We start from the raw sequence: 23941 nt of genomic DNA, 5'->3' as shown, positions 1-23941 counted from the left end.
ATATCGCTCAATATGGCATCCGCTCCGGCCGAGGTGACCAACGATCACCGCCGACCGCCGGCTGTGGCCACCGCGACCCCCTGGGTCAGGCAGCGACGGCCGCCCGGACGTCGTCGTCGGCGGCGCTCAGCCGGGCCGCGGCCTCCTCGGCGGTGCAGTTCGCCAGCAGCAGCACGATGGCCGTCTTGGCGTGCCCGTGCGCCGCCGCGAGCGCCCGCGCGGCCGTGTCGAGGTCGGTGTCGGCGGCCTCGGCGACGATCCGCCGCGCCCGGTCGACGAGCTTCTCGTTTGTGGCGTTCATGTCCACCATCAGATTGCCGTAGACCTTGCCGAGCCGGGCCATCGTGGCGGTCGAGAGCATGTTGCAGACCAGCTTCTCGGCGGTGCCGGCCTTGAGCCGGGTGGAGCCGGTGAGCACCTCGGGTCCGGTGGGCACCTCGATGGCGACGTCGGCGTGCCGGCTGGTCACCGCGTCGGTGTTGCAGGCCACGGAGACGGTCGCCGCGCCAAGCGCGCGGGCGTGATCCAGCCCACCGACCACGTACGGGGTGCGGCCGCTGGCGGCGAGCCCGACCACCGTGTCGCGGGCGGTCAGACCGACCGCGTCGAGGTCGGCGACGGCGCGGGTGGGGTCGTCCTCCGCGCCCTCGACGGCGACGCCGAAGGCTCGTGCCCCGCCGGCGAGCAGTCCGACGACCCGGTCGGGCGTCGTACCGAAGGTGGGTGGGATCTCGACGGCGTCGAGCATGCCGATCCGGCCGCTGGTGCCGGCGCCGAGGTAGATCAGCCGTCCGCCCTGACGGAGCGACGCCACGATGACGTCGACGGCGGCGGCGATGTCCGGCACGGCCCGGCGGACGGCGTCGGCGACGGTCCGGTCCTCGTCGTTCATCGCGAGAAGCAACTCGGTGGGAGACATCCGGTCGAGGTCGCCGGTCTTGTCGTTGCGGGTCTCGGTGCCGAGGGTGCTGAGGTCCACGGGGTGCTCGTTCCTCTCGCTGGTGTGCAGTCGCCGGCCAGCGGGGAGAGGCCAGGCCGAGGGCGCAGCTGCGAACAGTCCCCGTATCAGCAGGCTGAAACCACAGCGTAGCCAGCCCGGACGGGCGGTGGCAAAAAGTTTCGCGTTACTCTCGGCTAACGTCACTTATTGACAACCGCTGGTAGGGAGCGAGCCGTGCGTCAACTCGACCTCGTTGTGATCGTGCTGTACCTCGTGGTGATCGCCTACGTCGGACTACGTCTGTCCGGTAAACAGAAGTCCGCCAAGGACTACTTCGTGGGCGAGGGTCGACTGCCCTGGTGGACCGTCTCGTTCTCCGTGGTCGCCACCGAGACCAGCGTCCTGACCGTGATCAGTGTTCCCGGCGGCGCCTACAGCGGTCAGGGCTTCGGCAACGTCGAGCTGGCCCTGGGCTACGTCATCGGTCGGGTCGTCGTGGCCGCGGTGCTCATCCCGCTCTACAAGCGGGGTGGGTTCGTCAGCGCCTACCAGTACCTCGGTGAGCGGTTTGGCCTGAAAGTACAGGGTCTGGCGTCGGTGACGTTCGTCTTCACCCGGCTGCTCGCCGAGGGCGTACGGCTGTTCGCCTCGGCCATCCCCATCAAGCTCCTTCTCGACGAGTTCGGGCTGAATGTGGGCTACCAGGCCATCATCATCGTGCTGACGCTCATCACTGTGGTCTACACCTACCTCGGTGGCATCAAGGCGGTCATCTGGACCGACGCCATCCAGATGGGGCTGTACCTGGGCGGGGCGATCCTGGCCATCGCGGTGCTCAGCCACGCCGTCGGCTTCGACGGCTACTCGCAGGCGCTGGACGCCGGCAAGTTCCAGCTCTTCGACACCAACTTCGCCCTCTCGCACGTGCTCACCAGCCCGTTTGCCCTTCCGACCGCGATCATCGGCGGCGCGATCTTCGCGATGGCCAGCCACGGGTCGGACCAGCTGATCGTCCAGCGCATCCTGTCCACCCGCACGCTGCGCGAGGGGCAGAAGGCGATGATCTCCTCGGGCATCTTCGTGGTGATCCAGTTCGCCGCGTTCTCGCTGGTCGGGGCGCTGCTGTGGTCGTACAACAAGGGTCAGACCTTCAAGGAACTCGGCCTGGCCAGCAGCGACAACCTCTACCCGAGCTTCATCCTTCACGCCCTGCCGGTGGGCATCTCGGGTCTGCTGGTGGCCGGCATCCTCGGCGCCGCGATGGGTTCGTTGTCCTCGGCGCTGAACTCGATGTCGAACTCCACAGTCGCCGACTTCATCCACAGCTTCTTCCGCAAGGTCCCGTCGGACGACGCGATGCTGCGGCTCGCCCGGGTGATGACCCTGGTCTGGGCGGTGCTGATGGCGGTCTTCGCCTGCGCGTTCAGCTCCAGCACCGGAAACGTCTACCTGACCGGTTTGACCATCGCCGGCTACACCTACGGGGCGTTGCTCGGTGCCTTCCTGCTCGGCCGTCTCGTCAAGCGGGCCAACCAGGTCGACGCGGTGATCGCCTTCCTGGTCACCGTGGCGGTGATGACCTACATCGTCCGCTACGTCAAGATCGATGTGACGACGGCCGGGACGACCACCGCCACCGCCATCGCCGCGCAGTGGCTGGTCCCGATCGGCGTCCTGATCACCCTGGTCGTCGGCGCGGTGTCCAGCCGGTTCCACCCGGCCCCGGAGACTCCGTATGACCATGGACGTACCGACGAGGTCGACGACGACGCGGCGGCGGCGCCCGCCGGCCGGGCGTGAAGGAGGACGTGATGCGCGTGATCGGCCTGATGTCCGGAACCTCCTACGACGGCATCGAAGCCGCCGCGACCGAGTTCGAGCTGAGCGGCGACACAGTGCGGATGCGACCGCTGGGCCGGCTCAGCCACCCGTACTCCGACGAGTTGCGCACGCAGATCGCCGCGGCCCTGCCGCCCGCGGCAACCACCACCGAGGCGATCTGCGTGCTGGACACCGGCGTCGGCCAGGCCTTCGCCGAGGCCGGCGTGCGGGCCCTCGCCCAGCTGTGCGACGGCGAGGCCGACCTGGTGGTCTCGCACGGGCAGACCATGCACCACTGGGTCGAGGCTGGCACGGTTCGGGGCACTCTCCAGCTGGGTCAGCCGGCCTGGATCGCGGAGGCCACCGGCCTCCCGGTCGTGTCCGACCTGCGCAGCCGCGACGTGGCCGCCGGCGGCCAGGGCGCTCCCCTGGTCGCCCTCTTCGACGCGCTGCTGCTGGGTGGCCTGCCCGGCGTCCCGGCCGCGCTGAACCTGGGCGGCATCGCCAACATCACCGTCGTCGCTCCCGACGTGGACCCGCTCGCCTTCGACACCGGTCCGGCGAACGCGCTCCTCGACGCCGCCGCGCGCCACTTCAGCGGGGGCACCGAGGAGTACGACCGGGACGGGCGCGGGGCGGCCGCCGGGCAGGTGAACCCGGAGCTGCTGCGGCGGCTGCTCGACGAGCCTTACTACCGGCTGCCCGGCCCGAAGAGCACCGGGAAGGAGCTGTTCCATCTGCCCTACCTGCTCGCCGCCCTCGCCGACGCGCCCACGCAGGACCCGCAGGACGTGTTGGCCACGCTCACCCGGCTGACGGCGGTCACTGTGGCCGGCGCCTGCCGCGACCACGGCGTCACCCGGCTCGTCGTCTCCGGCGGCGGCGCACACAACCCGACGCTGATGCGCATGATCGCCGACGAGCTACCCGGTGTCGAGCTGTCCTCCAGCGACGACCTGGGCATCGCGTCGGACGCCAAGGAGGCGCTGGCCTTCGCACTGCTGGGCTACCTGACAGTGCACGCGCTGCCGGGCACCCTGCGCTCCGGCACCGGTGCGCGGCACGCCTCCGTGCTCGGCAGCATCACCCCCGGCCGGCAGCCGCTGCGGCTGCCGGCTCCGGCCAACACCGCTCCCCGCCGACTGCTGATCGCCGGCCGTCCCGCCGTGCCGCCGGTGGCCGACTGACCCCGCTCCCGGGAGGATCCGCCGATGAGACCCCTCGTACCCGTGCCGCCGCCGACCGCGTCCGGCGCTCGCGCCCGCGCGATCGCCGACCTGCTGCGCTCGCGCCTCGATGATCCGAGCCGGGCCAGCGCCGAGCTGCCCCGAAGGCTGGCGGCGGCACACGACGCCTCGCCGTACCTGTTCGAGCCGCAGGCCGTGGTTCGCGCCGCCTCGACGGCCGAGGTGGGGGCGTTGATGGCCGGCGCCCGCGAGGCCGGTGTGCCGCTGACACTGCGCGGCGGCGGCACCAGCCTCGCCGGGCAGGCCGGCGGCGCGGGCGCGCTGGTCGACGTCCGCACCGACTGGCGGCACGCCGAGGTCCTCGACGACGGCCGCCGCATCCGGCTCCAGCCGGGCCTGACGATCCGGCAGGCCAACGCCCGGCTGGCCCGCTACCGACGCCGGCTCGGCCCGGACCCGGCCAGCGAGGCCGCCTGCACGGTGGGCGGCATGGTGGCCAACAATTCCAGCGGGATGACCTGCGGCACCACCGACAACGCGTACCGGACCATGGAGTCGCTGCGCTTCGTGCTCCCGTCCGGCACCGTCGTCGACTCCGGCACCCGCGACGCCGACGACCGGCTGCGGGCCGACGAGCCCGAGCTGCACGCCGGGCTGCTGCGCCTGCGCGACCGGGTGCGATCGACGCCGGGTTCGCGCGCCACCATCGAGCGGCTGTTCGCGATGAAGAACACCATGGGGTACGGGCTGAACTCGCTGCTGGACCACACCACCCCGGTCGAGATGCTCGCCCACCTGATGATCGGCAGCGAGGGCACGCTCGGCTTCGTGGCCGAGGCGGTCTTCCGTACCGTCGAGATCCACGACCACGCCGCCACCGGCCTGCTGATCCTGCCCGGTCTCACCGACGCCACCGACGCGCTGCCGGCTCTGCTGGCCGCTGGCGCCCGTACCGCCGAACTGCTCGACGCGGCCGCGCTGCGGGTCAGTCAGCGCGACCCGGGTGCGAGCCCGGCCCTGCGCGGGCTGACTGTCACCGGCCACGCCGCGCTGCTGGTGGAGTTCGCCGAGGACAGCGCGGAGCAGTTGGCCGCGACGCTGGCCGACGCCCGGCCCGTACTCGACCGGCTGCGGGCCGTCGCCGGCACCGAGCTGACCCGCGACCCGCGCGAACGGGCCAACCTCTGGCATTTGCGCAAGGGCCTCTACACCGCCGTCGCCGGGGCCCGCCCGCCCGGCACCACGGCCCTGCTGGAGGACGTCGCGGTGCCGATGCCGCGCCTGACCGGCACCTGCGACGGGCTGATCCGCCTGTTCGACCGGCACGGCTACCCGGACGCGGTGATCTTCGGACACGCCCGGGACGGCAACCTGCACTTCATGCTGACCCAGTCCTTCGACACCCCGGCCGAGATCGACCGCTACGCCCGGTTCACCGACGACATGGTCGACCTGGTGCTGGCCGAGGGCGGGACACTCAAGGCGGAGCACGGCACCGGTCGGGCCATGGCGCCCTTCGTCCGCCGGCAGTACGGCGACGAACTGTACGACGTGATGCGCGAACTCAAGCGGTTGTGCGACCCGAGCGGCCTGCTCAACCCTGGTGTGCTGCTCAACGACGACCCGACAGTGCACCTGCGGCAGCTCAAGGCCGTCCCGACGGTCGACCCCGAGCTGGACGCCTGCGTCGAGTGTGGCTACTGCGAGCCGGTCTGCCCCACCGCCGACGTCACCACCACGCCCCGGCAGCGCATCGTGCTGCAACGGCAGATCGCCCTCGCCACCGCCGCCGGCGACGAGGAGCGCCGCCGGGAACTGACCGCCGACTACGAGTACGCCGCGGTGGACAGTTGCGCCGCGGACAGTCTCTGCGTCACCGCCTGCCCGGTCGGCATCGACACCGGGGCGGCGATGAAACGGCTGCGCGCCGATCGGCACAGCCCTCGCGCCCAGCGCACCGCCCGCACTGCCGCGCGGCACTGGAAGGCCGCCGTGACGGGTGTCCGGGTGGGGCTCACCGCCGCACACGCCGTGCCGACGCCGGTGACCCGCGCCGCCACCGGGATGATCCGTGGGCTCGGCGCCACCGAACTCGTGCCGCTGTGGAGCGACGACATGCCGCGCGCCGGCGCGCCCCGCCCCACCCCGCGCAGCGCGCCGGACGCCCGGGCGGTGTTCTTCGCGGCCTGCGTCGGCAGCCTCTTCGCACCCGAGGACGGCTCGTCCGGCGGTTCGGCGGCGGCGTTCCTGCGCCTCTGCGAACTGGCGGGGGTGCCGCTCGTCGTACCGACCGGCACGGCGGGCCTGTGCTGCGGCACCCCGTGGCAGTCCAAGGGTTACCCCGCCGGTCACCGTGAGATGGCCGAGCGGACGCTGGCCGCGCTCTGGGTGGCCAGCGACGAGGGTCGCCTGCCCGTCGTGTGCGACGCGTCATCGTGCACGCACGGGCTGACGCAGCTGACCGCCGCGCTGGCCGAGGAGGACCGGGCGCGGTACGGCGCGCTGCGCTTCGTGGACAGCGTGACCTTCACCGCCGAGCACCTCCTGCCGGCGCTGCCGCAGCCCCGGCGACTGGGCTCGCTGGCGCTGCACCCCACCTGCTCCACAGTGCACCTGGGCGGCATCGACGACCTGCGCGCGGTGGCCGGGGCGGTCGCCGACACCGTCACAGTGCCGGACAGTTGGGGGTGCTGCGCCTTCGCCGGTGACCGGGGGCTGCTGCACCCCGAGGTCACGGCCGGCGCCACCGCGGCGCAGGCCGCCGAGATCAATCAGCGCGACCACGACGCGTACGCCTCCTGCAACCGCACCTGCGAGATGGGCATGAGCCGGGCCACCGGCCAGCCGTACCGGCACGTGCTCGAGGTGCTCGTCGAGGCGGTCGAGCCGCCGGCGTAGCCGGTGCCGTACCCATGAGCGCGCCGCCCGCCGCAGAGCTGCGGCGGGCGGCGCGGTTGGTGCGGTTGGTGCGGTACCTCAGGAGAGCGCGATGTCGCGGTAGTAGTAGCGCAGGATCGCCTGGTAGTTCTTGCCCTCGTTGGCGAGGTCACGCGAGCCGTACTGCGACAGCCAGTCCCCGTCCACCCAACCACCACATGCGGTCGTCGTCGCGCAGTAGTGCGCCCGCAGGATGTTGCCGCTGCGGGTCATCCGGGCCGACCAGGTCCGGTCCACCGCGGCGGACGTCGACGTCTGTGCCGACGACGGCCGGTAGACCTGGTCGCCGGTGTCGTCCCGAACGTCGTAGCACTGTCCGGCGGACGTCTTCCGGGTCGAGTGCAGCGCCCAGTACCAGCCGTAGCTCTTGACGGCCATCGCACCGGCGTCCAGCGAGGCGGCCGGCCAGCTCGTCACCCACTCGTTCGGGAGGACGTTCTTGACGTACGTCTTGAAGTCGACCCGGTCGACGCGCCCGAGACTGACCCGGTAGACGAGGATGGTGCTCGGCAGCTTGCTGTTGGTGCCGTCGGTGCTACAGCCCGTCGGCCCGCTCACCAACTCGTGCGAGGCGTTGTTGTTCTTCAGCGTGGCGTTGAGGTTTGCCATTGCCCCGGCCGCGAAGTCCTGGCTGGCACCGGCGAAGTTGCTGTTGAACCAGACCCGCACGGTCTTGCCGGTCCGGTTCCACACCGACGCCGCGTTGTTCTTCACGCACAGGCCCTTGCCGCTACCCGCGCCCTTGAAGTCATAGCAGGTCGGTTGGGTCGTACCGTAGTCGTCCAGTGAGTCGGTGAAGTCGGAGACCGAGCCGGCCTGGTTGCTGTTGTAGTAGTAGCAGAACTCGCCGCTGTCGCAGGTTCCGTCCCGTGTGGCCGCCGCTGCCGGCGAGGCAACACTCAGGATGGAGGTGGACATGGCGAGGACGGCGCCGACGATGGCGAGGCCCTTGCGGATATTCATGGCGTCCTACTTCTCGTTGTAGCCCTGGGAATTCCAGAACGCGGTCGGGTCGGCGTTGTCCAGGGTGGGGTCGCCGACGCTCACGGCCGCGTGGGTCTGCCGGCCGGCCCGGACCTCGACGTGGGTGTGCGCGCCCGAGCTGGAGGACACCCCGTGCCACGACTCATCGCCGATGATCTCGCCCTTGCTGATGGCGTCGCCCACGCTCACCCCGGACCTCGGCGCGGTGTGCAGGTAGATCACCGACTTGTTGAGTGAGGAGTTGTAGACGGAGATCGTGGACAGGCCGCCGCTGCCGGTGCTGCCCCGCGCGACGTAGATGACCGTTCCGGAGACCAGGGCGCGCACGTCCGAGCCGACGCTGCGGGCGATGTCGATGCCCTCGTGCCGGCCGGGCGTCGTGGTGTAACCGTCGAAGGCGCACGTGACAGTGCCGCCGCTGGCCTGGTACAGGGCGTACGACAGGTTCGTGCGGGTTGACGGCGAGAACTGGTGCGAGGCGTTGTTGTTCTTCAGCGTGGCGTTGAGGTTTGCCATGGCGCCGGCCGCGAAGTCCTGGTAAGAACCGGCGTAGCCGCTGTTGTAGTAGACGCGTACGGTCTTGGTGCTGCGGTTCCAGACCGAGGCGGCCTCGTTCTTGATGCACAGGCCCTTGCCAGCGCCAGCGCCCTTGAAGTCGTAGCACGAGGGCTGCTCGGTGCCGTAGTCGTCGAGCGAACCGGTGAAGTCCGAGATCGATCCGGCGTTGTCGCTGTTGTAGTAGTAGCAGAATTCGCCGCTGTCGCAGACCCCGTCTCGGGCCGCCGCCGACGCGGGTGATGCGACGCTGAGGATCGAGGTGGTCGCGGCCAGCGCGACGCCGACGGCGGCGAGGCTCTTACGGATGTTCATGGTGTCCTTTCAGAAACGGTGAAGGGGTGCGGGTCACTGCCCGCGCTGGTACTGCTCCCAGGTCTTGATCGGGACCCGGGGGCCGTCGTCCGGTCCCTGGTTGGCCAGGCCGTTCATGCCGAGGTAGTAGTCGCCGACCTGGTGCTGCGCCTGGCTGGACAGATCCGTGTCGTTGATCGCCGTGGCGTGGATGTGCCACGGCCAGTCGCCCTGATTCGGGTTACGGACCCAGGCCGCGAAGCCGACCTGGCGCAGGGCCCGGGCGACGGCGGTGCGCTTGGCAGCGGTCATGCCGGTGACGGCGATGTCCACCACACCCCCGCCGTCGTGCGTACCGGCCGAGGTGGGGTCGCCGCCCGGGTTGTACGAGCCCTGGTCGAGCACCAGGGTGTAGCCGAGCAGACGCTGCGCCTCGGCCAACATGGCCTGCGTACGGGCGTTGACGACGTACCCGTCACGCGAAACCTTCGCGCCCGGGCCGATCGGGTTGCCGACCGTGTACCGGTTCTGCCCGAGCCTCGTCAGCGACGTCGTGCCGGGCAGCCCGTTCGCGGCAAGCCCGGTGTAACCGAGCGAGCGTTGGTACGCCGCGTACGCCGAGACCGTCTGGGTGCCGAAGTAGCCGTCGACCCACTGCGCGTTGAGCAGGTTCTGGGCCTGGAGCGCCTGCTCGACGGCGAGGACGGAGGTCTTCGCGCCCGGTGTCAGGGTGTTGTCGGCCCGGCGGGGGTCGATCTGGGCGGCCAGGACGGTGGCCTCCATGTCCACGACCGGCCGCGCGGCCGTGGTGACGGTTCGCTGCGCTGTGGCGCCGGATGTCGCGGCCCACGCGTGGGCCGGAACCCCGACGGCCACGCAGAGCGCGGCGAGCCCGACGGATAACCAGGGACGGCGCACTGTCGATCCTCCTCGCAGTTGGTGAGTCGTTCGGAACGGACATCACCTTGCGAGAAACGGCCTGCTGTTCGGTACCCCTACTGTCCTGTCAGATCCGTCAGGCCGTCACTGACCTCGATCGATGTGCTGTTGTCAACTTTGATGGCACCCGGGACTGACATCGAGCGATCGCCGCTCTTACACCGGCCAGGGCGACCGGGGGGGCGCACTCAGGCGGTGACGGTGACCATGAAGTACACCGGCCGGCGGGTGGGAAAGAACTCCTGCCCGTTCTCGTCGACCATCTTCCAGCTCACCCAGCACTTCCCGGGACGGCTCGGCGCGGTGACCTCGACACTGATCATCACCTGCTCGTCGGGCGGTGTGTCACCGATCGCCACCCGGTCCGGCACCCGGCAGCCGTCGGCATCGGCGGTGGGGGTGGTGCGGGCGAGGAAGCGGTTGTGCCAGGCGACCTTCCCCACGTTCTTGAGGGCCCACACCTTGACGAACTGGGAGTTCACCCGCACCCGGGTGCCGTCGGGGATGGTGACGTCGGAGATGAACTTGCTGGAGTCGCCGGGGATCAGCGAATCCGAGAACGCTGAGGCCGACGGCGACACCGACGGTGCGGACGACGCCGCCACCGCGCCGGAGTCGTCCCGTGACGACCGGCCGCGGACGACGACGCCCAGGACGGCGACCATCGCCACCACCAGGAGCACCGCGGCTGCGGCGAGCCATGGCAGCCGGGGCCGCCGTGCGCCCGCGACGTCCTCGTCGGTCGGCGGATAGTCAGTGCTCCGCAGCGCGTTCCGCTCCTCCGGGGACGGCAGGGGGACGACGGACACGACGGGCCCGTGGGTCTCCGGGGCGTCGGTCCCGGTGTCGGGTTCCATTCCACCCGTGGTGATCGGGATGTCGGCGCCGGTCGGGGAATCGGTACTGACCGGCGCGGCATCGCCATCCGCGATGCCGTGGCCCGTCCCGGGGCGCTGCGCGTCCTCCCAGCGACGCCGCCACTGGACCTCGTCCGCCTCGCAGGCTCGGACGAACTCCCGCACGGTCTCCCAGGAAGGGAACCTGGTCCCGGCGGCGGCCTCGTGCAGCGTGGTGTGCGAGATCCGACCCGACCGCCCAGCCATCTTGCGGAACGACGGGTCACCGGCGGCGGTCCGCAGGGCGCGTAGCTGTTCGGCGAACCTCTCGGCGGCCTGTCTGTCCATAGTCGACTGAGCGGCGGCACGCTGGTCCTTCATCACTCCCCCATGTCAGACGACGTTGTCAGGCGTTGTCAGAGCGTGTCAGAGGGTACCGAACGGGCTCGGTCGCCATCAATGTGGTGCATCGACGACACCGGGCCCCACAATTCCTGTGCATTGAAGGAGGTCACCGATGAAGAACCTTTCCCGCCGTGGCGTACGCATCCTCGCGGCCGCCGGTCTGGCTGTGCCGGCGACGCTGGCGATCGCCGGACCCGCGCACGCCGAGACCAACCCGCGCTGCCTCGACTCGGTGCAGATCGGCGCCACCGCGTACGTCACCGTCGGCGGTCAGACCGCGGCATCGGTCAAGCAGTACAAGGGCTGCGGCAAGAACTACGCCTACACGTACGTGTGGCAGCAGTACCGGGCAAGCCACGGTTCGTACCAGGTCTGCACCTCCATCGTGACCGGAAGCACGCTGCGCGACCTGCAGTGTTCCAGTGGTCCGGAGGTCTGGTCCCTGGGCGCCAACACGCTGTCGGTGTGCACCCGGGCCCTCGGCGGCATCTCGGACGTGGCGCAGAAGGAGACCGAGGTGCGCTGCTGACCCGACAGGGTCGACGTTTTCCCAGGCGGGGCGCTGGCACGGCCAGCGCCCCGCTTCGTTCCGATTCTCGCGTCAGGGGCAGGGTGTCCGCGCGCAAACGTCGACGACCTTGCCGGTGAGCAGGAAGACCGCTTTCTGTTTCTGGGCTCCGGCCTGGGCGCGGGGGAACTCGTGCGGATCGTCGCCGTACTCCGGTCCGGCCGGAGCGAGGTTCGTCGGCGGCGGCGCGTAGGCCGCGCCGCTGTTCCAGATCACGATCGCCGAGCCGGTGTACGGGTAGCGGCGGATCGGCGTGATGCCCCAGTACGGCCGCACGTCCAGTGACCAGCCGTCGGCGAGCGCGGGGGTGTGCAGGCGCGCGCCGATGGTGCGCGCCTGCACCTCCGCCGCGGCCGGCGAGACCTGTTGGTCGCCGAAGGCCACGTGCATCAGCACCTGGTGCGCCGGGGTGCGCGGTAGTGGCCGGTCGGTCATGTGCTGGGCGTACCCGTTGGCCTCGGACCGGTCCCACAACATCTGCAGCAGCGCGAGGACCAGTTGTTGGTCGATCTTGTCCGGGTACCAGCCGTCGAGCACGGTCTGGAACGGTGCGAAGTCCACGCTGCGTTGCAGCAGTGTGGAGTAGTTCATCGCCGGTACGCCGAGCACCGACCGGGTCCAGTCCTGGGCGATGGCGGTGAGGGCACCTCCGTTGATGCCGCCCTGGCTGTTGCCGTCGTAGTGCAGCCCGCCGACGCGATTGATCAGCGGCCGGGCGGTGGCGTCCCGGAACGCCGGGTGGGCGGCGAACCCAGCCGGGTGGATCATCGCGCGACCCAGGAAGAGGAAGTTCAGGAAGCTCTGCTGCAGCCGGTCCGCCACCGCGGGGAAGACACTGAGGTCGGTGAAAGCGTTGGCCACAAAGGGAACGTCGGCGGCGGCCATGCCGATCCAGCTGGTCGCGCAGAAGGTGAAGTTGTGGGTGTTCGACATCGTCCTGACGTTGCCGGCGTTGATCTCGGTCGGTCGACCGAGCAGTCCGTGGCCGTAGAGCGAGAGGTGGGCCGGGCGCGCGGCCGAGGCGCTGCGCGGGATGTTGCAGACGAAGTCCGCTGCCACCGTCGCGCCGGACGGCGTGGGCAGAGCGTTCGGCGTGGGCGGCGTCCCGGCGCCGCCGGCCGGCCCGTAGTGCAGGCGGGAGCCGGGCCCGCCGTCGCCGGTCAGATAGGACGGTACGCCGATGGTGCCGGTGACCTGCCGGGCGATCAGCGCGTCCTGCTCCGGTGAATAGTCCGTCACCTGGGTGACGGTGACCGGCGGCGCGGCCGGGCCGAGGTCGGCGAACGCGTCGTCCCGGACCGCCAACATCCGCCCGGTCAGCCCGTGCCGGCTGGCCACTGTGAAGTCCCAGGCCAGGTAGAGGCTGTGCCGCTTGACGCCGGTCCGGCTCAGCTCGGCGACGATCCGCCTCAGTTGCGGCCCCCGAGCGTCCCGCTGCTTGAGGCCGGCACCGGTCAGGTACGCCGTGAACGCCTTCGGCGCCGGAATCAACGCCCCGTTGCCGTCCCGCAGACCGCGCAACCCGACGACGTAGCGGGTGCCCTCGGCAAGCGCCACCGCCGGCCGGATGATCAGCAGCTGCCGGTCGGGCTGGCCGGCGGCGTGCGCGTCCAACTCGGCCCAGTACGGCGTGCGCTCACCGGTCCGGGTGTTGAGCAGCACGATCGGCGCGTTCGGCGCCAGCGAGCGGCCGATGTCGGTGACCGGCGCGATCCCGCTCGCCGCGGCGTCGAGGCCGGGTACGCGCACCAGGATCGGTGAGCCCGGACTGAACCCGTCCTGCCGGTTCCACTCCGTCGGGTCGATCGGGGTTCCCTGCACGTTGGCGGGCATCGCGGCGGCGGCGAACCGCACCCGCTTGCCGGTGGGGCTGCTCCGGTCCGGCACGGTGAAGTGGTCGTTCGGGAACGGCAGCAGGCAGGCGGTCGGGTCGATCGGGTCGCAGGACGGGTGCCCGGTCGGTGCGGGAGTCGTCGGCGGTGCGGCAGGCGCCGCCGTGCCGAGCAGGACAGCGCCTGCTGTCACCAGCACGGACACGGCCAGACGGAGCCCTCTGGAGGTGGTCACACGCATTTCCTTCGACGCTGGACGGCGGATCGATGGGTGGTGTTCTTCCTACGCTTGTGAAAGAAGCTCAGCAAGCGCACCCCGACCTCGTGAGGGCAACAGACTCGCGGCCGGTGGCTGGCAGCCGATCACACTCTGGCTGCCGGCCACCGGCCGCAATGACGACGACTCACGGAAAGGTCAGTCGGTGATCACCGGCCAGGCGTAGGCGAGCAGGGCGCAGGCGGCACCCAGAAGCGCGAGCGAGACACCCCTCGTGGGCAGCGGCAGAGCAGCGAGCACGATCAGGATGACGGCGACGATGTAGAGAAATGCCTGGACCGACATGGGTGCTCTCCTCGATCAGGGGTAGCGGGCGGCTGACGTCATCCGCGGGATGCCCCCGGGCGTGATCTCGGAAACCCTCTTGCCGATCACGGTTCGGCCCACAGTGGCACGTGCGGCTGCCACGGTGGAGGGCCTACGTGTGGAGAAGAAGCGCTTCGGCACCCACCGGTCGGAAACCCGCCGCCTGGAAGGCGCGCACGCTGCGCGCGTTGCCGGCGGCCTGCTGGGCCCAGATCGGCTGGCCGTCGGGCACCAGATGGCGGGCGGCCGTCGCCAACGCCCGCCCCAGACCTCGGTGGCGACGCTCGTCGTCGACCTCTATCGCCGCCTCCCAACGGCCGGCCACCCCTCGGCCGAGCACGACCACCCCACCCTCGGCGGCCCAGACGCGGATGTCGTCACGACGCCGACGCGACCTGACCTCGCGAGGATGGTCGGCGTCCGCCAGCTCAGTCAGCTGCAATGGAGGTGGCCCGTCAAGGCAACTCGCCACGGTCAGCAGGTCGATCGTGTCCATGGAGCGCCGGGTGCGGTCGAGCAGCGCACCCAGGAAACGCGGATTCATCGTGGCCGCCAGGGAGTCGCAGTCGAGGTTTGCCAGCGTACGGCGTACCCACTGGGGGTCTTCGTCGGTGAACACCACCGAGTGCCCGGTGAAGGCGATGACTCCGGCGTCACGGAGACTCGGTTGTGGCACCACTGTGGTCCCGCCGTCCGGTGGCGGAAAGCGCTCGTGCGCCGCCGCGTCCAGGATGTCGGCCAACGTGCGGTCCATGGTCGCCTCTCCCCCGGTCCCCCGACCGCGCGGCTGCCGAGGGCGGACGCGGCAATGCGCTCCCGCCCCTTGCCACCGCGCGGACCCAACAGTGTTCAGACATCCTCCCGCACGGAGTACGCAACCGGGTGCCGCGGTGTCTCGGCCCGCGCTTCGTCAGCTCCGTCGGCACCTACGGCGTGGCGGTACCAGATCCGGGGCCGGCCGTCAGCGGCGACGTCGACGTCCGTACGCACCTGGTAGACCTGCTCGATCCGGCTGGTGGTGAGAACCTCGACGGGCGTACCCGCCGCGACCACCCGCCCGCCGTACAGAAGCACCAGCCGGTCGCAGTACTGCGCGGCCAGATTGAGATCGTGCAGGGTCACCACGACGGTGCTGGCCGACTCGGCGAGGAACCGCAGCAAATCCAGCTGATGCCGGATGTCCAGGTGGTTGGTCGGCTCGTCGAGCAGCAGCAGATCCGGTTCCTGCACCAGAGCGCGGGCCAGGTCCACCCGCTGCCGCTCACCACCGGAGAGGCTGGACCAGCGCCGCTGCTCGAACCCGGCCAGGCCGGCCTCGGCGAGCGCGCGCCGCGCCAGGTCCAGATCCGCGGCACCGACCCCGGCAAGGCGTGGCCGGTACGGGGTCCGGCCCAGCAGAACCACCTCCAGTGCGGACATCTCCACGTCGGTGGCCACCTGTTGGGTGACAACTGCGACCCGCCGCGCCAGCGCACGCCGGGGTATGGCGTCCACCGCGACGTCGTCGAGCAGCACCCGCCCGGACTCCGGCCGCGCCAGCCCGGCCAGCAGCCGCAGCAGGCTCGACTTGCCGGACCCGTTCGGCCCGAGCAGCCCGACCGTGGCACCCGGTTCGGCGGTGAGCGCCACCCCGGCCAGGATCCGTACGCCGGCCACGCCCCACCCGATCCCGTCCGCGTCCAGCCGCGCCGGCAACGCTCCCGCCGGGAAAGGGTCACCGCCCACTCCCCGGCCGGCGGTGTCCGGCGCGATCACGGCGTACCCGTCCGGCGTCGCATGACCAGCGCGAACACCGGCACCCCGAGCAGCGCGGTGAGCACGCCCACCGGCAGCTCCTGTGGCGAGAAGACGGTCCGCGCCACGGTGTCCGCCCAGATCAGGAAGATCGCGCCGATCACCGCGCAGGCGGGCAGCAACATGCGATGCCCGGAGCCGAACAGGAACCGTACGGCGTGTGGCACGGTCAACCCGACGAAACCGATGGCACCGCTCGCCGCGACCAGCGCGGCTGCCATCAGCGCGGTGACGGTGAACAGCAGCACCCGGGTGCGCCCGGGAGAGAAGCCGAGCGAGCGGGCGGTATCGGTGCCGAACGCAAACGCGTCCAGCGCCGACGCACTGGCCCAACAGACCAGCAGGCCGACGCCGACAACCACGGCGCTCAGCGTCACCGACGGCCAGGAGGCCGCCGTCAGCGAACCGAGCAGCCAGAACGTCACGCTACGGGTGTCCTGGCTGTGCGCGTCGGAGATCACGATCAGGCTGGTCACCGCGCTGAAGAGCTGCGAGACGGCCACCCCGGCGAGAACGATCCGGGTCGGCCCGCCGGCCCGCCGGCCGGCCAGCAACAGCACCGCGCCGAACGCGGCCATGCTGCCGACGAACGCGCCGGTGGTCAGGTCGACCGGGCCGGCGCCGATCCGAATGCCGAGTACCAGCACCGCCACCGCTCCGGTTGAGGCGCCGGACGAGACACCGAGCAGGAACGGGTCGGCCAGCGGGTTACGCGTGAGCGCCTGTAACACCGCCCCGCACACCGCCAGACCGGCACCGACCAACGCGGCCAACAGCACCCGGGGCAACCGGAGATCCCACACGATGCTGTCCGGCAACGCCGGTAGGGGCTGGACCGGGAGGCCCACATGGCTGGCCACCGCGCGCAGAACGCTGTCGACCGGCAGGTCGGCCGAGCCCACGCTGACCGCCGCCGCGATGGTGACCAGCAGCAGGAGCAGGGCCAACGGAAGGACGTACCGGCCGTTCCTCGAGATGCCGGTAACAGGTGGCGAGTCCCGTCGCGTCGACCCGGGCGGGCCGCTCGCCGAGACGAGGGATCGTGCGACTCGCGGGTTCATCGGCGGGCGAACACCACGTAGTCGTCCAGGTACTGCCAGACGGTGCCGACCTCGGCGAAACCGGCCGCGCGAAGGGCAGCCAGGTGGAACTCCAGTGACGCTGGGGCCTGCGGCGGTCGGTCGGCGAACCGCCGTTCCCGCTGGGGTGCCAGGCCGGCCAGTTCCGGGTGTCGGGCTGCCTCGGCGTACCAGGCGGAGTAGGTGAGCGCTCCGGCAGCGAATGTCTGCTGCTGCACCTGTGCGTCGTGCCGACCGGCGATGTCGCGGAGGGTGGGCGCCGACTCGTCGTAGCGGAGGTGGTCGGCGTTGAGCAGCACACCACCGGCGGGCAGCAACCGCGCCGCGGTGGTGTAGACCCGCAGCAGTTGCTCCGGCGCGAGCCAGTGCAGTGCCGTCGAGGAGAGCACGGCGTCGACCCGCCGTCCGGTCAGCACCTCCTCCCAGCCGTCGGCCACCAGGTCGACGTCGTGGACCTCGACCCGTGCGGTGTACCGGTCCAGGGCGCGCCGCGCGACCTCCAGCAGGATCGGGTCGTAGTCGACCGCGACGGCGGTGGCGCGGGGGAATTGGGCCAGCAACCGGTCGCTGATCGCACCGGGACCGCAGGCCAGATCGAGGATCGCGGGGTCGTCCGGGCAGTGCAGTCGCAGCACGTCGGCCATCGCGTCGAAGCGCAGGTCGCGGTGGGCGACATAGGCGGACTGCTGGTCGTTCCAGAGTTCGAGCAGGCGGCGGGCGGCCGCCTGGTCCAGCGCGGCGACCTCGGCGCCGGCCGGCGGGGTCATCGGGCGGTCCCGTGCAGGTTGGCACCGACCAGTTCCGCCGCCTGAACGCTGCGGATCGACGGATCCATCGACGAGCCGGGCACTGTGACGAACCGCCCGGCGACCACCGCGTCCAACTTCGACGTCACCGGGTTGCGGCGCAGGAAGTCGATCTTCGATTGGGCGCTGTCGCCGTCGCCACCCCGGGTCAGATCGGCCAACACGATCACCTCCGGGTTGCGTTTGGCGATCTCCTCCCAGTTGCCGGCCGGCCACTTCTGGCTGGCATCGGTGAACGTGTTGCGCGCGCCCAGCAGCGAGCTGATCGCATCCGGAACCCCGCCGTGGCCGGCCACGTACGGGGTGCTCGTTCCGGAGTAGTACCAGAGGAGTGACGGGCCCGCGCTCGACGCGGTCGTCGGCGCCGCACCTCGGGCAGCGTCCAACCGACTCTGCTGGTCGCGGATCAGCTTGTCGGCCCGCTCCGGGACGCCGAAGACGCCGGCGATGTCGCGGATCTCGTCGAAGATCCCATCGAAGGTGACCCTCTGGGTCGCGTCCGCCGGCTTCTCGCAGGCGAACTCGGAGAGGTACGCCGGTACGCCGAGCGTGGCCAGGTCAGCGCGCGAGCCCGCGGCGTCCGGCGAGTACGCGGAGGTGTAGGTCGAGTAGACGAAGTCCGGGGCTGCCGCCCGGACCGCCTCTCGTGAGGGGTAGAGCTTGGCCAGCACCGGCACCTTCTCGTACGCGGGGCGCAGGTCGGGCAGCACCGGGTCGGTCTGGTAGCTGGTGCCGACCATCCGATCGGCGAGACCGAGGCTGAGCATGATCTCGGTGGCGTTCTGTTCCAGTGCGATCGCTCGCTGGGGTGGCGCGGTGACGCTGACCGGCAGTCCGCAGTTGGTCAGGTGGACCGGAGTGGCCAGGTGGCTCTGCGCGGCCGGCTCGGCTGCTCCGCCATCGGAGCAGCCGGCCGCGGCCAGCACCAGGCACATGCCCGCCTTAATGAAAACGGTTTTCATGGCCGCGAACATATCAACAGCGCCTCCGCGGCCTGGCAGGCGGGGGTGCGGTACGCCACCCGGCGGTGGACGCCGGCCCACGTTCCGGCCGCCCACTCACGCCGACGCAGTCGAGGGTGTGACCCAGGTTCCGGGTCACACCCTCGACGCATTCATCACCATTGCGGGCACCGCTGACGGGCCCGTCCACGACCCCGAAGGGTCAGCAGCCGATCCGGCTGGACCCCAGCGCGACGTCGTCGTACCAGAGGGTGTCGGCTCCGCCGCCGTAGCTCTCCCAGCCCAGCTTCAGGTCGGTGAGCTGCGGCCGCCAGGTGCGGTTGTACCACTGGCCGTCGATGTCGTGCGTCGGTGCGCCGTCCGCGGTCAGCCCGGGGATGGCGGTGCCGTCCACCCAGGTACGCAGCTGACCGGCCGCGCCGTCCACCATGAACTCGACGCAGGTCCACCGGTTGGTGGGTAACGACAGGCTCTGCGCCACCCCGGCCGGGCTCTGCTCGGGCAGGGTCGCGTCGTCGGAGGCGCGGTTCCACTGCAGGGCGCCGTTCTGGCCACCCAACCGCAGGTCCTTGTTGCCGTCGGCGGCGTCGGCCATCGCCATCATCGTGGTGTGTTCGGTGGGCTGGGCCGTGGTGTGCCGGACCCAGATCCGGCCGTACCGCACGTTGCCCACGCTGCCGAGGTTCTTCGTGGATCTGATGAAGACGTGGTTGCAGTACCCGGCGGCGCCGTTGATCCGGACCGACCGGCTGCCGCTGTGCGTGGTCGCCGTGTCGATGGTGGCGGTACCGGCGCCGGAACAGTCCGGGCTCACCACGGCCCAGTCACCGGACGGCGTCGAACCGGTCTGGCCCTCGAAGCCGTCGCAGAGCACCGCGCCGGCGCACCCGGTCGGCGGTTCGGTGGTGGGCGGCGGGGTGGTCGGCGGAGGCGTCGTTGGCGGAGGCGTGGTCGGCGGAGGCGTGGTCGGCGGCGGCGTCGTCGGCGGCGGGGTCGTCGGCGGCGGGGTGGCGCCGTTGCACGGCACGCCGTTCAGGCTGAACCCGGTCGGCGCACCACCGCTGGAGCCGTACGTGCCCTGCAACCCGAACTCGGTGGAGCCGCCGGCCGGGATGCTGCCGTTGTACGACGCGTTGCGGGCGGTCACCGTCGATCCGGACTGGCTGACCGTGGCGTTCCAGCCGCTGGTGACCCGCTCGTCCCCGGCGTACGTCCAGGTGACGGTCCAACTGGAGACGGCCGCGTCCCCCGGGGAGACCTTGACGGTGGCGGTGAATCCGCCGGGCCACTGATTGGGCGTGTAGTCGACCCGGCAACCCTGGGCGGCTGCGGCGGGGCCGCTGAGCACTGCCGCTCCGGTTGTGGTCGCGGCGGCGGCCAGCGCGGCTACGACCACCAGGGTCGCGGCGGGGCGGGCACGGAGAATCGTCATGAAGGGTCCTTCTGCCATCGAGCTGAGCGGAGGCGGCACGGCGGCGCGTCCTGGACGGGACGCGGCGCGACAACGTGCCCTGGATGCGGCGCGGCGGTGCGCCACAGCGACCGGTCGCGCGTACGACCGAAATGCCCGGCTCGGGGGTGGACCTGTCAGCCGCCGACGGCCCGGTCCCCCGGACCCCGGCGGCGCCCACCCTCAATCTATTGATATCCGACTATCTAATCAAGCGTCGGCGGCGCTCTCCCGCGGCGTCGATCATGCAGTTTCAGTTGTCGACATAGATTGAATGCCCCTTATGTCGGGACAGCAAGTGCAAGATCGACGAGCAAAGGACAGGAAAAGAATGCCCCGGCCCGTGTCGATCCGTCGGCCGCTCGTTCGACGTGGGGATGCTGGGGCCGGGAGACGGCCCCGTCGGATGAGGAGAACGCGATGTCGAAATACATGTTGATCATGCGGGGCACCGATGAGACGAACGCGGCCATGATGGCCAACATCGACGAGATGATGGCCACCACCCGCCAGTTCATCGAGGACATGATGAAGGCCGACGTTCTCGTCGCGGCCGAAGGGCTGGACGATCCGCGCCAGGGCGTCGTTGTCGACTTCGGTGGCGAGGCACCGGTGGTCACCGACGGTCCGTACGGCGAGACCAGGGAGTTGTTCGGAGGCTACTTCCTGCTCGACGTCGCCACGAAACAGGAGGCGGTCGAGTGGGCCAGGCGGGTCCCGGCGGTCCGCGGGTCCAAGATCGAGGTCCGGCGGGTGGCCGAGGCCGACGAGGTCCCGCGGGGCGGCGAGAGCAACGGCCAGGTCTGATGGGTACGGCCGACGTCGAGGCCGTCTGGCGGATCGAGTCGGCGCGGATCGTGGCCGCGCTGACCCGGTTCACCGGTGACTTCGGGCTGGCCGAGGACGCCGCCCAGGAGGCGGTGGCCGAGGCGCTGGTGTCCTGGCAGCGTGCCTCTCCGGCCAATCCGGCCGGGTGGCTGATGGCCACGGCCCGGCGGCGGGCGATCGACGCCATCCGCCGCCGGGTCGCCCTCCAGGAGCGATACGCACTGTTGGCGGCCGATCCCGCGCTCGCTCAGGAGATCGACCCCGACCGGATCGACGACGATGTGCTGGCGCTGATGTTCGTCAGCTGCCACCCGCTGCTCTCCCGCGAGGCGCGGGTGGCGTTGACCCTGCGGGTGGTCGGCGGGCTGTCCACCGAGGAGATCGCCCGCGCGTTCCTGGTGTCGGTGCCGACCGTGCAGGCCCGCATCACCCGGGGCAAGAAGGCGATCGCGGCGGCCGGGGTGCCGTTCGAACTGCCGCCGGCCGGCGAGCGCCGGGAGCGGCTGGGCGGTGTGCTCAGCGTCCTCTACGTGATCTTCACGGAGGGGTCGACGGCCACGTCGGGCGACAGGCTGCTGCGCACCGACATGGCGTACGAGGCGATCCGGCTGGCCCACACACTCGCCGCGCTACAGCCGGACGAGCCGGAGGTGCACGGCCTGCTCGCCCTGTGCGAGCTGACGGCCGCGCGCTTCCCGGCCCGGACCGGCCCGGACGGCACCCCGATCCTCCTTGAGGACCAGGACCGCCGGTTGTGGGACTTCCCGGCGATCCGCCGTGGGCTGGCCGCGCTGGCCAGGGCATCGCAGCGCGGCCTCGGCCCCTACGGTCTACAGGCCGCCATCGCGGCCACGCACGCGTCGGCAGCCTCGGTCGAGGAGACCGACTGGGCCCGGATCGTCCGGCTCTACGAGACGCTCGGCCGGGTCGCGCCCTCGCCGGTGGTCGAACTCAACCGGGCCGTCGCCGTCGCCATGGCCTCGGGTCCGGCGCCAGCCCTGGCCATCGTGGACGAGCTGATCGCCTCCAACCGGCTCCCCGGGTCGCACCTCGTCCCGACCGTACGCGGCGAGCTGCTGACCCGCCTCGGCCGGCTTCCGGAGGCGCGCGCCGAGCTGGAGCTGGCCGCCCGGCTCTGCGCCAATCAGCGCGAACGCGCGGTGCTGCTGCGCAAGGCGGCCGGCCTGAGCTGACTCCTCAGAACCGTCAAGAGTCAGTCGGTACGCGGGCTGTGAACCGAGTCGCGCCCGGCTGGTCGGCGGCCTGGTGGCCGCTGTCCTGACGTTGGCGGTCGGCGGGTCAGTGTCGCCAGAGCCACCGCTCTCCGGCGGGCAGCTCAGGGCCGTCGCGGTGGTGATTGCCGAGCGGATCAGGGCCTGACGGCCGAAGCGTCGCCCAGCGCCGCCGCGACGATCCGGATCGCCTCGGTGGAGTCGATTCCGACGCTGGCGATGACCGCCGCGTAGGCGCGGGCGGCGCGGCGGGCCTGTTCAAGGGAGTGCTCGCCTGCGGCCGAGACGAACGAACCGGCCCGCCCATGGGTTTCGATCAGTCCGGCTTCCTCCAGCTCCCGGTACGCCCGACCGACGGTGTTCACGGCGAGACCGAGGTCGGCGGCGAGCCGGCGGATCGTCGGCAGTCTCGTGCCGACGGCGAGCGAGCGGTCCTGGACCTGCCTCGCGAGCTGGGCTCGGAGCTGCTCGTACGGCGGTGTCGGCGAGGCCGCGTCGATGACGATCATTGGATGGCCATGGCCCGCCGTGCCGCCGTCCCGACATCCGCAGTCCGGACCTGGATGAGGTAGAGCGCGCTGACGCCCGCCACGACGAGCCCCACCGCAACGGCGTTCCACCAGCCGAGCGATTCGCCGGACAGGAGGATGGCCGGCAGCGACCACACCAGGCTCGGTGTGACGAGGGCGCGGGTGTCCTCGACCCGCATGATGACATCGGCCGTGAGCGACACCTCGTCCTCGGCCACGGCCGGGCTCGCCAGGATCTGGCGCAGCTGCATGATGATGCCGGCGCCGGCGCCGGCGAGGCTGATCAGCACGACGATCGCCCCGTACCGCAGGCTGGAGTCCGCGACCGGCAGCACGCTCACCGCGAGGAGCACCGCGCCGGTGAACGTGGCAACCGTGAAGACGGCGTGCGGCCGGCCGAGCACCGCCGGCCAGCCGAGCTCGACCGGGTGGGCCACCCGCCGGGACAGTTGCGCGCCGGCCCGCAGGTCGACGCGCCGCACCCACCAGCCGAGCAGCCACTGCCCCACCAGCAACCCGACCACCAACGCCGCCAGCACCAGCACCGGCAGCCAGGAGAACGCGCCGTCGGCGAGCCGCCCCAGCACGTGCGTCAGTGCCGCACCAAGCAGGAATGCGGCCAGCAGGAGGCTGCCGGCAGCCTTGGCACGCCCGCGCGCCGCCAGCCGCGCCGCGATCAGCGGGGTCGGCTCGGCGTCGGTCAGGCCGTGCCGGGCCAGCCACCGCCCAGCCTCCGTGAGATCCGCCTCGCGCATGCCACCACCCCCGAATGTCGCAAGCATTGTCTCAACAGGATGAGTCATAGCGTGCGACAATGTCAACGCTGGGCTCGCGTGCTGTCCCGAACAGCCAGGCGGGCCCCACCGCCCTCCCTCGCACCCGAATAATCAGGAGTCTCAATCGCCTGAGCTGGAGGTCCCCATGCGCGTCGTCCGCATTCTGCCCAACCTTCCGGTGGCTGACGTCGGCGCCGCGAAGGGCTTCTACACCGACTTTCTCGGTTTGAGCACCGAGGCATTCAACCTGGGTTGGGTGGCCCGCTACACCTCGCCCGACCCCGACGTGGCCGTGCAGCTCGTCTCCGGCGACGCGACCGCACCCGAGGACTCGGTCATCAGCGTGCAGGTGGATGACGTGGACGGCGCCTATGCCGAGGCACAGCGGCTCGGCTACGAGATCGTGCATCCGTTGACCACCGAGCCGTGGGGCGTGCGCAGGTTCTTCGTCCGCGCCCCGGACGGCAACGTCATCAATGTGGCGGCTCACCGCTCCTGAGACGGTGCCGGCAATCCCGAGGGATTGACCCTCACAGACGCCCGATGTTAACTGCACATCAACGATGTGGATCGATGTTCACCCGGTTGCCGTCAACCCGGCAC

At 71.0% G+C, this 23941-nt stretch carries 22 protein-coding genes; 7 read left to right on the top strand and 15 right to left on the bottom strand.

All coding sequences use genetic code 11. The annotated features are described in order from the left end of the window. Nucleotides 1-85: 85 nt before the first annotated feature. On the bottom strand, nucleotides 86-979 hold the full coding sequence (murQ, locus tag FB453_RS25300) for an N-acetylmuramic acid 6-phosphate etherase (protein ID WP_145794179.1): 894 nt from the start codon (nucleotides 977-979) through the stop codon (nucleotides 86-88). 195 nt (nucleotides 980-1174) lie between these two features. Here murQ and FB453_RS25295 point away from each other — a divergent pair, with 195 nt between their 5' ends. The 3 genes from FB453_RS25295 to FB453_RS25285 are packed head-to-tail and all read left to right on the top strand — an operon-like array spanning nucleotide 1175 to nucleotide 6846. Further along, the gene (locus FB453_RS25295) at nucleotides 1175-2740 is read left to right on the top strand and encodes a sodium:solute symporter (RefSeq protein ID WP_145794177.1); all 1566 of its coding nucleotides are present in this window, start codon (nucleotides 1175-1177) and stop codon (nucleotides 2738-2740) included. 11 nt (nucleotides 2741-2751) lie between these two features. Next, entirely contained in the window at nucleotides 2752-3948 is a 1197-nt protein-coding gene (locus FB453_RS25290; RefSeq protein ID WP_145794176.1) for an anhydro-N-acetylmuramic acid kinase, read from the top strand. A gap of 24 nt (nucleotides 3949-3972) precedes the next feature. Then, on the top strand, nucleotides 3973-6846 hold the full coding sequence (locus FB453_RS25285) for an FAD-binding and (Fe-S)-binding domain-containing protein (RefSeq protein WP_145794174.1): 2874 nt from the start codon (nucleotides 3973-3975) through the stop codon (nucleotides 6844-6846). A 78-nt stretch (nucleotides 6847-6924) separates the two neighbouring features. Here the strand turns inward: FB453_RS25285 and FB453_RS34380 are convergent, their stop codons facing one another. The 4 genes from FB453_RS34380 to FB453_RS25265 all read right to left on the bottom strand — a co-directional run bounded on the left by FB453_RS34380 (nucleotide 6925) and on the right by FB453_RS25265 (nucleotide 10874). After that, entirely contained in the window at nucleotides 6925-7848 is a 924-nt protein-coding gene (locus FB453_RS34380) for a peptidase inhibitor family I36 protein (RefSeq protein ID WP_186718521.1), read from the bottom strand. Between the two features lie 6 nt (nucleotides 7849-7854). Continuing rightward, nucleotides 7855-8739 carry a peptidase inhibitor family I36 protein gene (locus tag FB453_RS25275; RefSeq protein WP_145794172.1) on the bottom strand — a complete coding sequence of 295 codons (885 nt, stop codon included), beginning with the start codon at nucleotides 8737-8739 and terminating at the stop codon, nucleotides 7855-7857. A 33-nt stretch (nucleotides 8740-8772) separates the two neighbouring features. After that, nucleotides 8773-9636 (bottom strand): peptidoglycan-binding protein, encoded by an 864-nt coding sequence (locus FB453_RS25270; RefSeq protein WP_145794169.1) that lies wholly within the window; start codon nucleotides 9634-9636, stop codon nucleotides 8773-8775. Nucleotides 9637-9845: 209 nt separating this feature from the next. Then, nucleotides 9846-10874 carry an NBR1-Ig-like domain-containing protein gene (locus FB453_RS25265; RefSeq protein WP_145794167.1) on the bottom strand — a complete coding sequence of 343 codons (1029 nt, stop codon included), beginning with the start codon at nucleotides 10872-10874 and terminating at the stop codon, nucleotides 9846-9848. Between the two features lie 136 nt (nucleotides 10875-11010). Between FB453_RS25265 and FB453_RS25260 the strand changes: the two genes are divergently transcribed. Continuing rightward, nucleotides 11011-11427, top strand: a complete 417-nt coding sequence (locus FB453_RS25260; RefSeq protein WP_145794165.1) for a hypothetical protein — start codon at nucleotides 11011-11013, stop codon at nucleotides 11425-11427. A 72-nt stretch (nucleotides 11428-11499) separates the two neighbouring features. Here the strand turns inward: FB453_RS25260 and FB453_RS25255 are convergent, their stop codons facing one another. The 8 genes from FB453_RS25255 to FB453_RS25225 all read right to left on the bottom strand — a co-directional run bounded on the left by FB453_RS25255 (nucleotide 11500) and on the right by FB453_RS25225 (nucleotide 19954). Continuing rightward, nucleotides 11500-13539 carry a hypothetical protein gene (locus tag FB453_RS25255; protein WP_486480439.1) on the bottom strand — a complete coding sequence of 680 codons (2040 nt, stop codon included), beginning with the start codon at nucleotides 13537-13539 and terminating at the stop codon, nucleotides 11500-11502. A gap of 174 nt (nucleotides 13540-13713) precedes the next feature. Beyond that, complete coding sequence (locus FB453_RS34375) at nucleotides 13714-13860, bottom strand: hypothetical protein (protein WP_167362386.1); 147 nt, start codon at nucleotides 13858-13860, stop codon at nucleotides 13714-13716. Nucleotides 13861-13993: 133 nt separating this feature from the next. Further along, entirely contained in the window at nucleotides 13994-14635 is a 642-nt protein-coding gene (locus FB453_RS25250; protein WP_145794161.1) for a GNAT family N-acetyltransferase, read from the bottom strand. A 95-nt stretch (nucleotides 14636-14730) separates the two neighbouring features. Beyond that, on the bottom strand, nucleotides 14731-15636 hold the full coding sequence (locus FB453_RS25245) for an ABC transporter ATP-binding protein (RefSeq protein ID WP_222431407.1): 906 nt from the start codon (nucleotides 15634-15636) through the stop codon (nucleotides 14731-14733). Then, nucleotides 15633-16622 carry a FecCD family ABC transporter permease gene (locus FB453_RS25240; RefSeq protein ID WP_486480438.1) on the bottom strand — a complete coding sequence of 330 codons (990 nt, stop codon included), beginning with the start codon at nucleotides 16620-16622 and terminating at the stop codon, nucleotides 15633-15635. The genes FB453_RS25245 and FB453_RS25240 overlap by 4 nt, the downstream gene beginning before the upstream one ends. 110 nt (nucleotides 16623-16732) lie before the next feature. Next, nucleotides 16733-17521 (bottom strand): class I SAM-dependent methyltransferase, encoded by a 789-nt coding sequence (locus FB453_RS25235; protein ID WP_145794157.1) that lies wholly within the window; start codon nucleotides 17519-17521, stop codon nucleotides 16733-16735. After that, on the bottom strand, nucleotides 17518-18522 hold the full coding sequence (locus tag FB453_RS25230) for an ABC transporter substrate-binding protein (protein WP_186718519.1): 1005 nt from the start codon (nucleotides 18520-18522) through the stop codon (nucleotides 17518-17520). The genes FB453_RS25235 and FB453_RS25230 overlap by 4 nt, the downstream gene beginning before the upstream one ends. Before the next feature lie 202 nt (nucleotides 18523-18724). Further along, nucleotides 18725-19954 (bottom strand): cellulose-binding domain-containing protein, encoded by a 1230-nt coding sequence (locus FB453_RS25225; protein WP_145794151.1) that lies wholly within the window; start codon nucleotides 19952-19954, stop codon nucleotides 18725-18727. A 438-nt stretch (nucleotides 19955-20392) separates the two neighbouring features. Here FB453_RS25225 and FB453_RS25220 point away from each other — a divergent pair, with 438 nt between their 5' ends. After that, a complete protein-coding gene (locus tag FB453_RS25220; protein WP_145794148.1) occupies nucleotides 20393-20779 on the top strand; it encodes a YciI family protein in 387 nt (128 codons plus the stop codon). After that, complete coding sequence (locus FB453_RS25215) at nucleotides 20779-21993, top strand: sigma-70 family RNA polymerase sigma factor (protein WP_145794146.1); 1215 nt, start codon at nucleotides 20779-20781, stop codon at nucleotides 21991-21993. Before FB453_RS25220 ends, FB453_RS25215 begins: the two co-directional genes overlap by 1 nt. Nucleotides 21994-22169: 176 nt before the next feature. On the opposite strand, the gene FB453_RS25210 is transcribed toward FB453_RS25215, so the two are convergent. Both FB453_RS25210 and FB453_RS25205 read right to left on the bottom strand, forming a co-directional pair. Beyond that, the gene (locus FB453_RS25210; protein WP_145794143.1) at nucleotides 22170-22541 is read right to left on the bottom strand and encodes a GntR family transcriptional regulator; all 372 of its coding nucleotides are present in this window, start codon (nucleotides 22539-22541) and stop codon (nucleotides 22170-22172) included. After that, nucleotides 22538-23317, bottom strand: a complete 780-nt coding sequence (locus FB453_RS25205; protein WP_145794141.1) for a hypothetical protein — start codon at nucleotides 23315-23317, stop codon at nucleotides 22538-22540. Before FB453_RS25205 ends, FB453_RS25210 begins: the two co-directional genes overlap by 4 nt. Before the next feature lie 166 nt (nucleotides 23318-23483). Between FB453_RS25205 and FB453_RS25200 the strand changes: the two genes are divergently transcribed. Further along, nucleotides 23484-23837 (top strand): VOC family protein, encoded by a 354-nt coding sequence (locus tag FB453_RS25200; protein WP_145794139.1) that lies wholly within the window; start codon nucleotides 23484-23486, stop codon nucleotides 23835-23837. The last annotated feature ends 104 nt before the right edge of the window (nucleotides 23838-23941 follow it).

It is taken from the genome of Micromonospora sp. CNZ322, assembly GCF_007827755.1.
The sequence above is the reverse complement of the archived record's forward strand: the minus strand, read 5'-3'. Positions and strand labels throughout refer to the sequence as shown.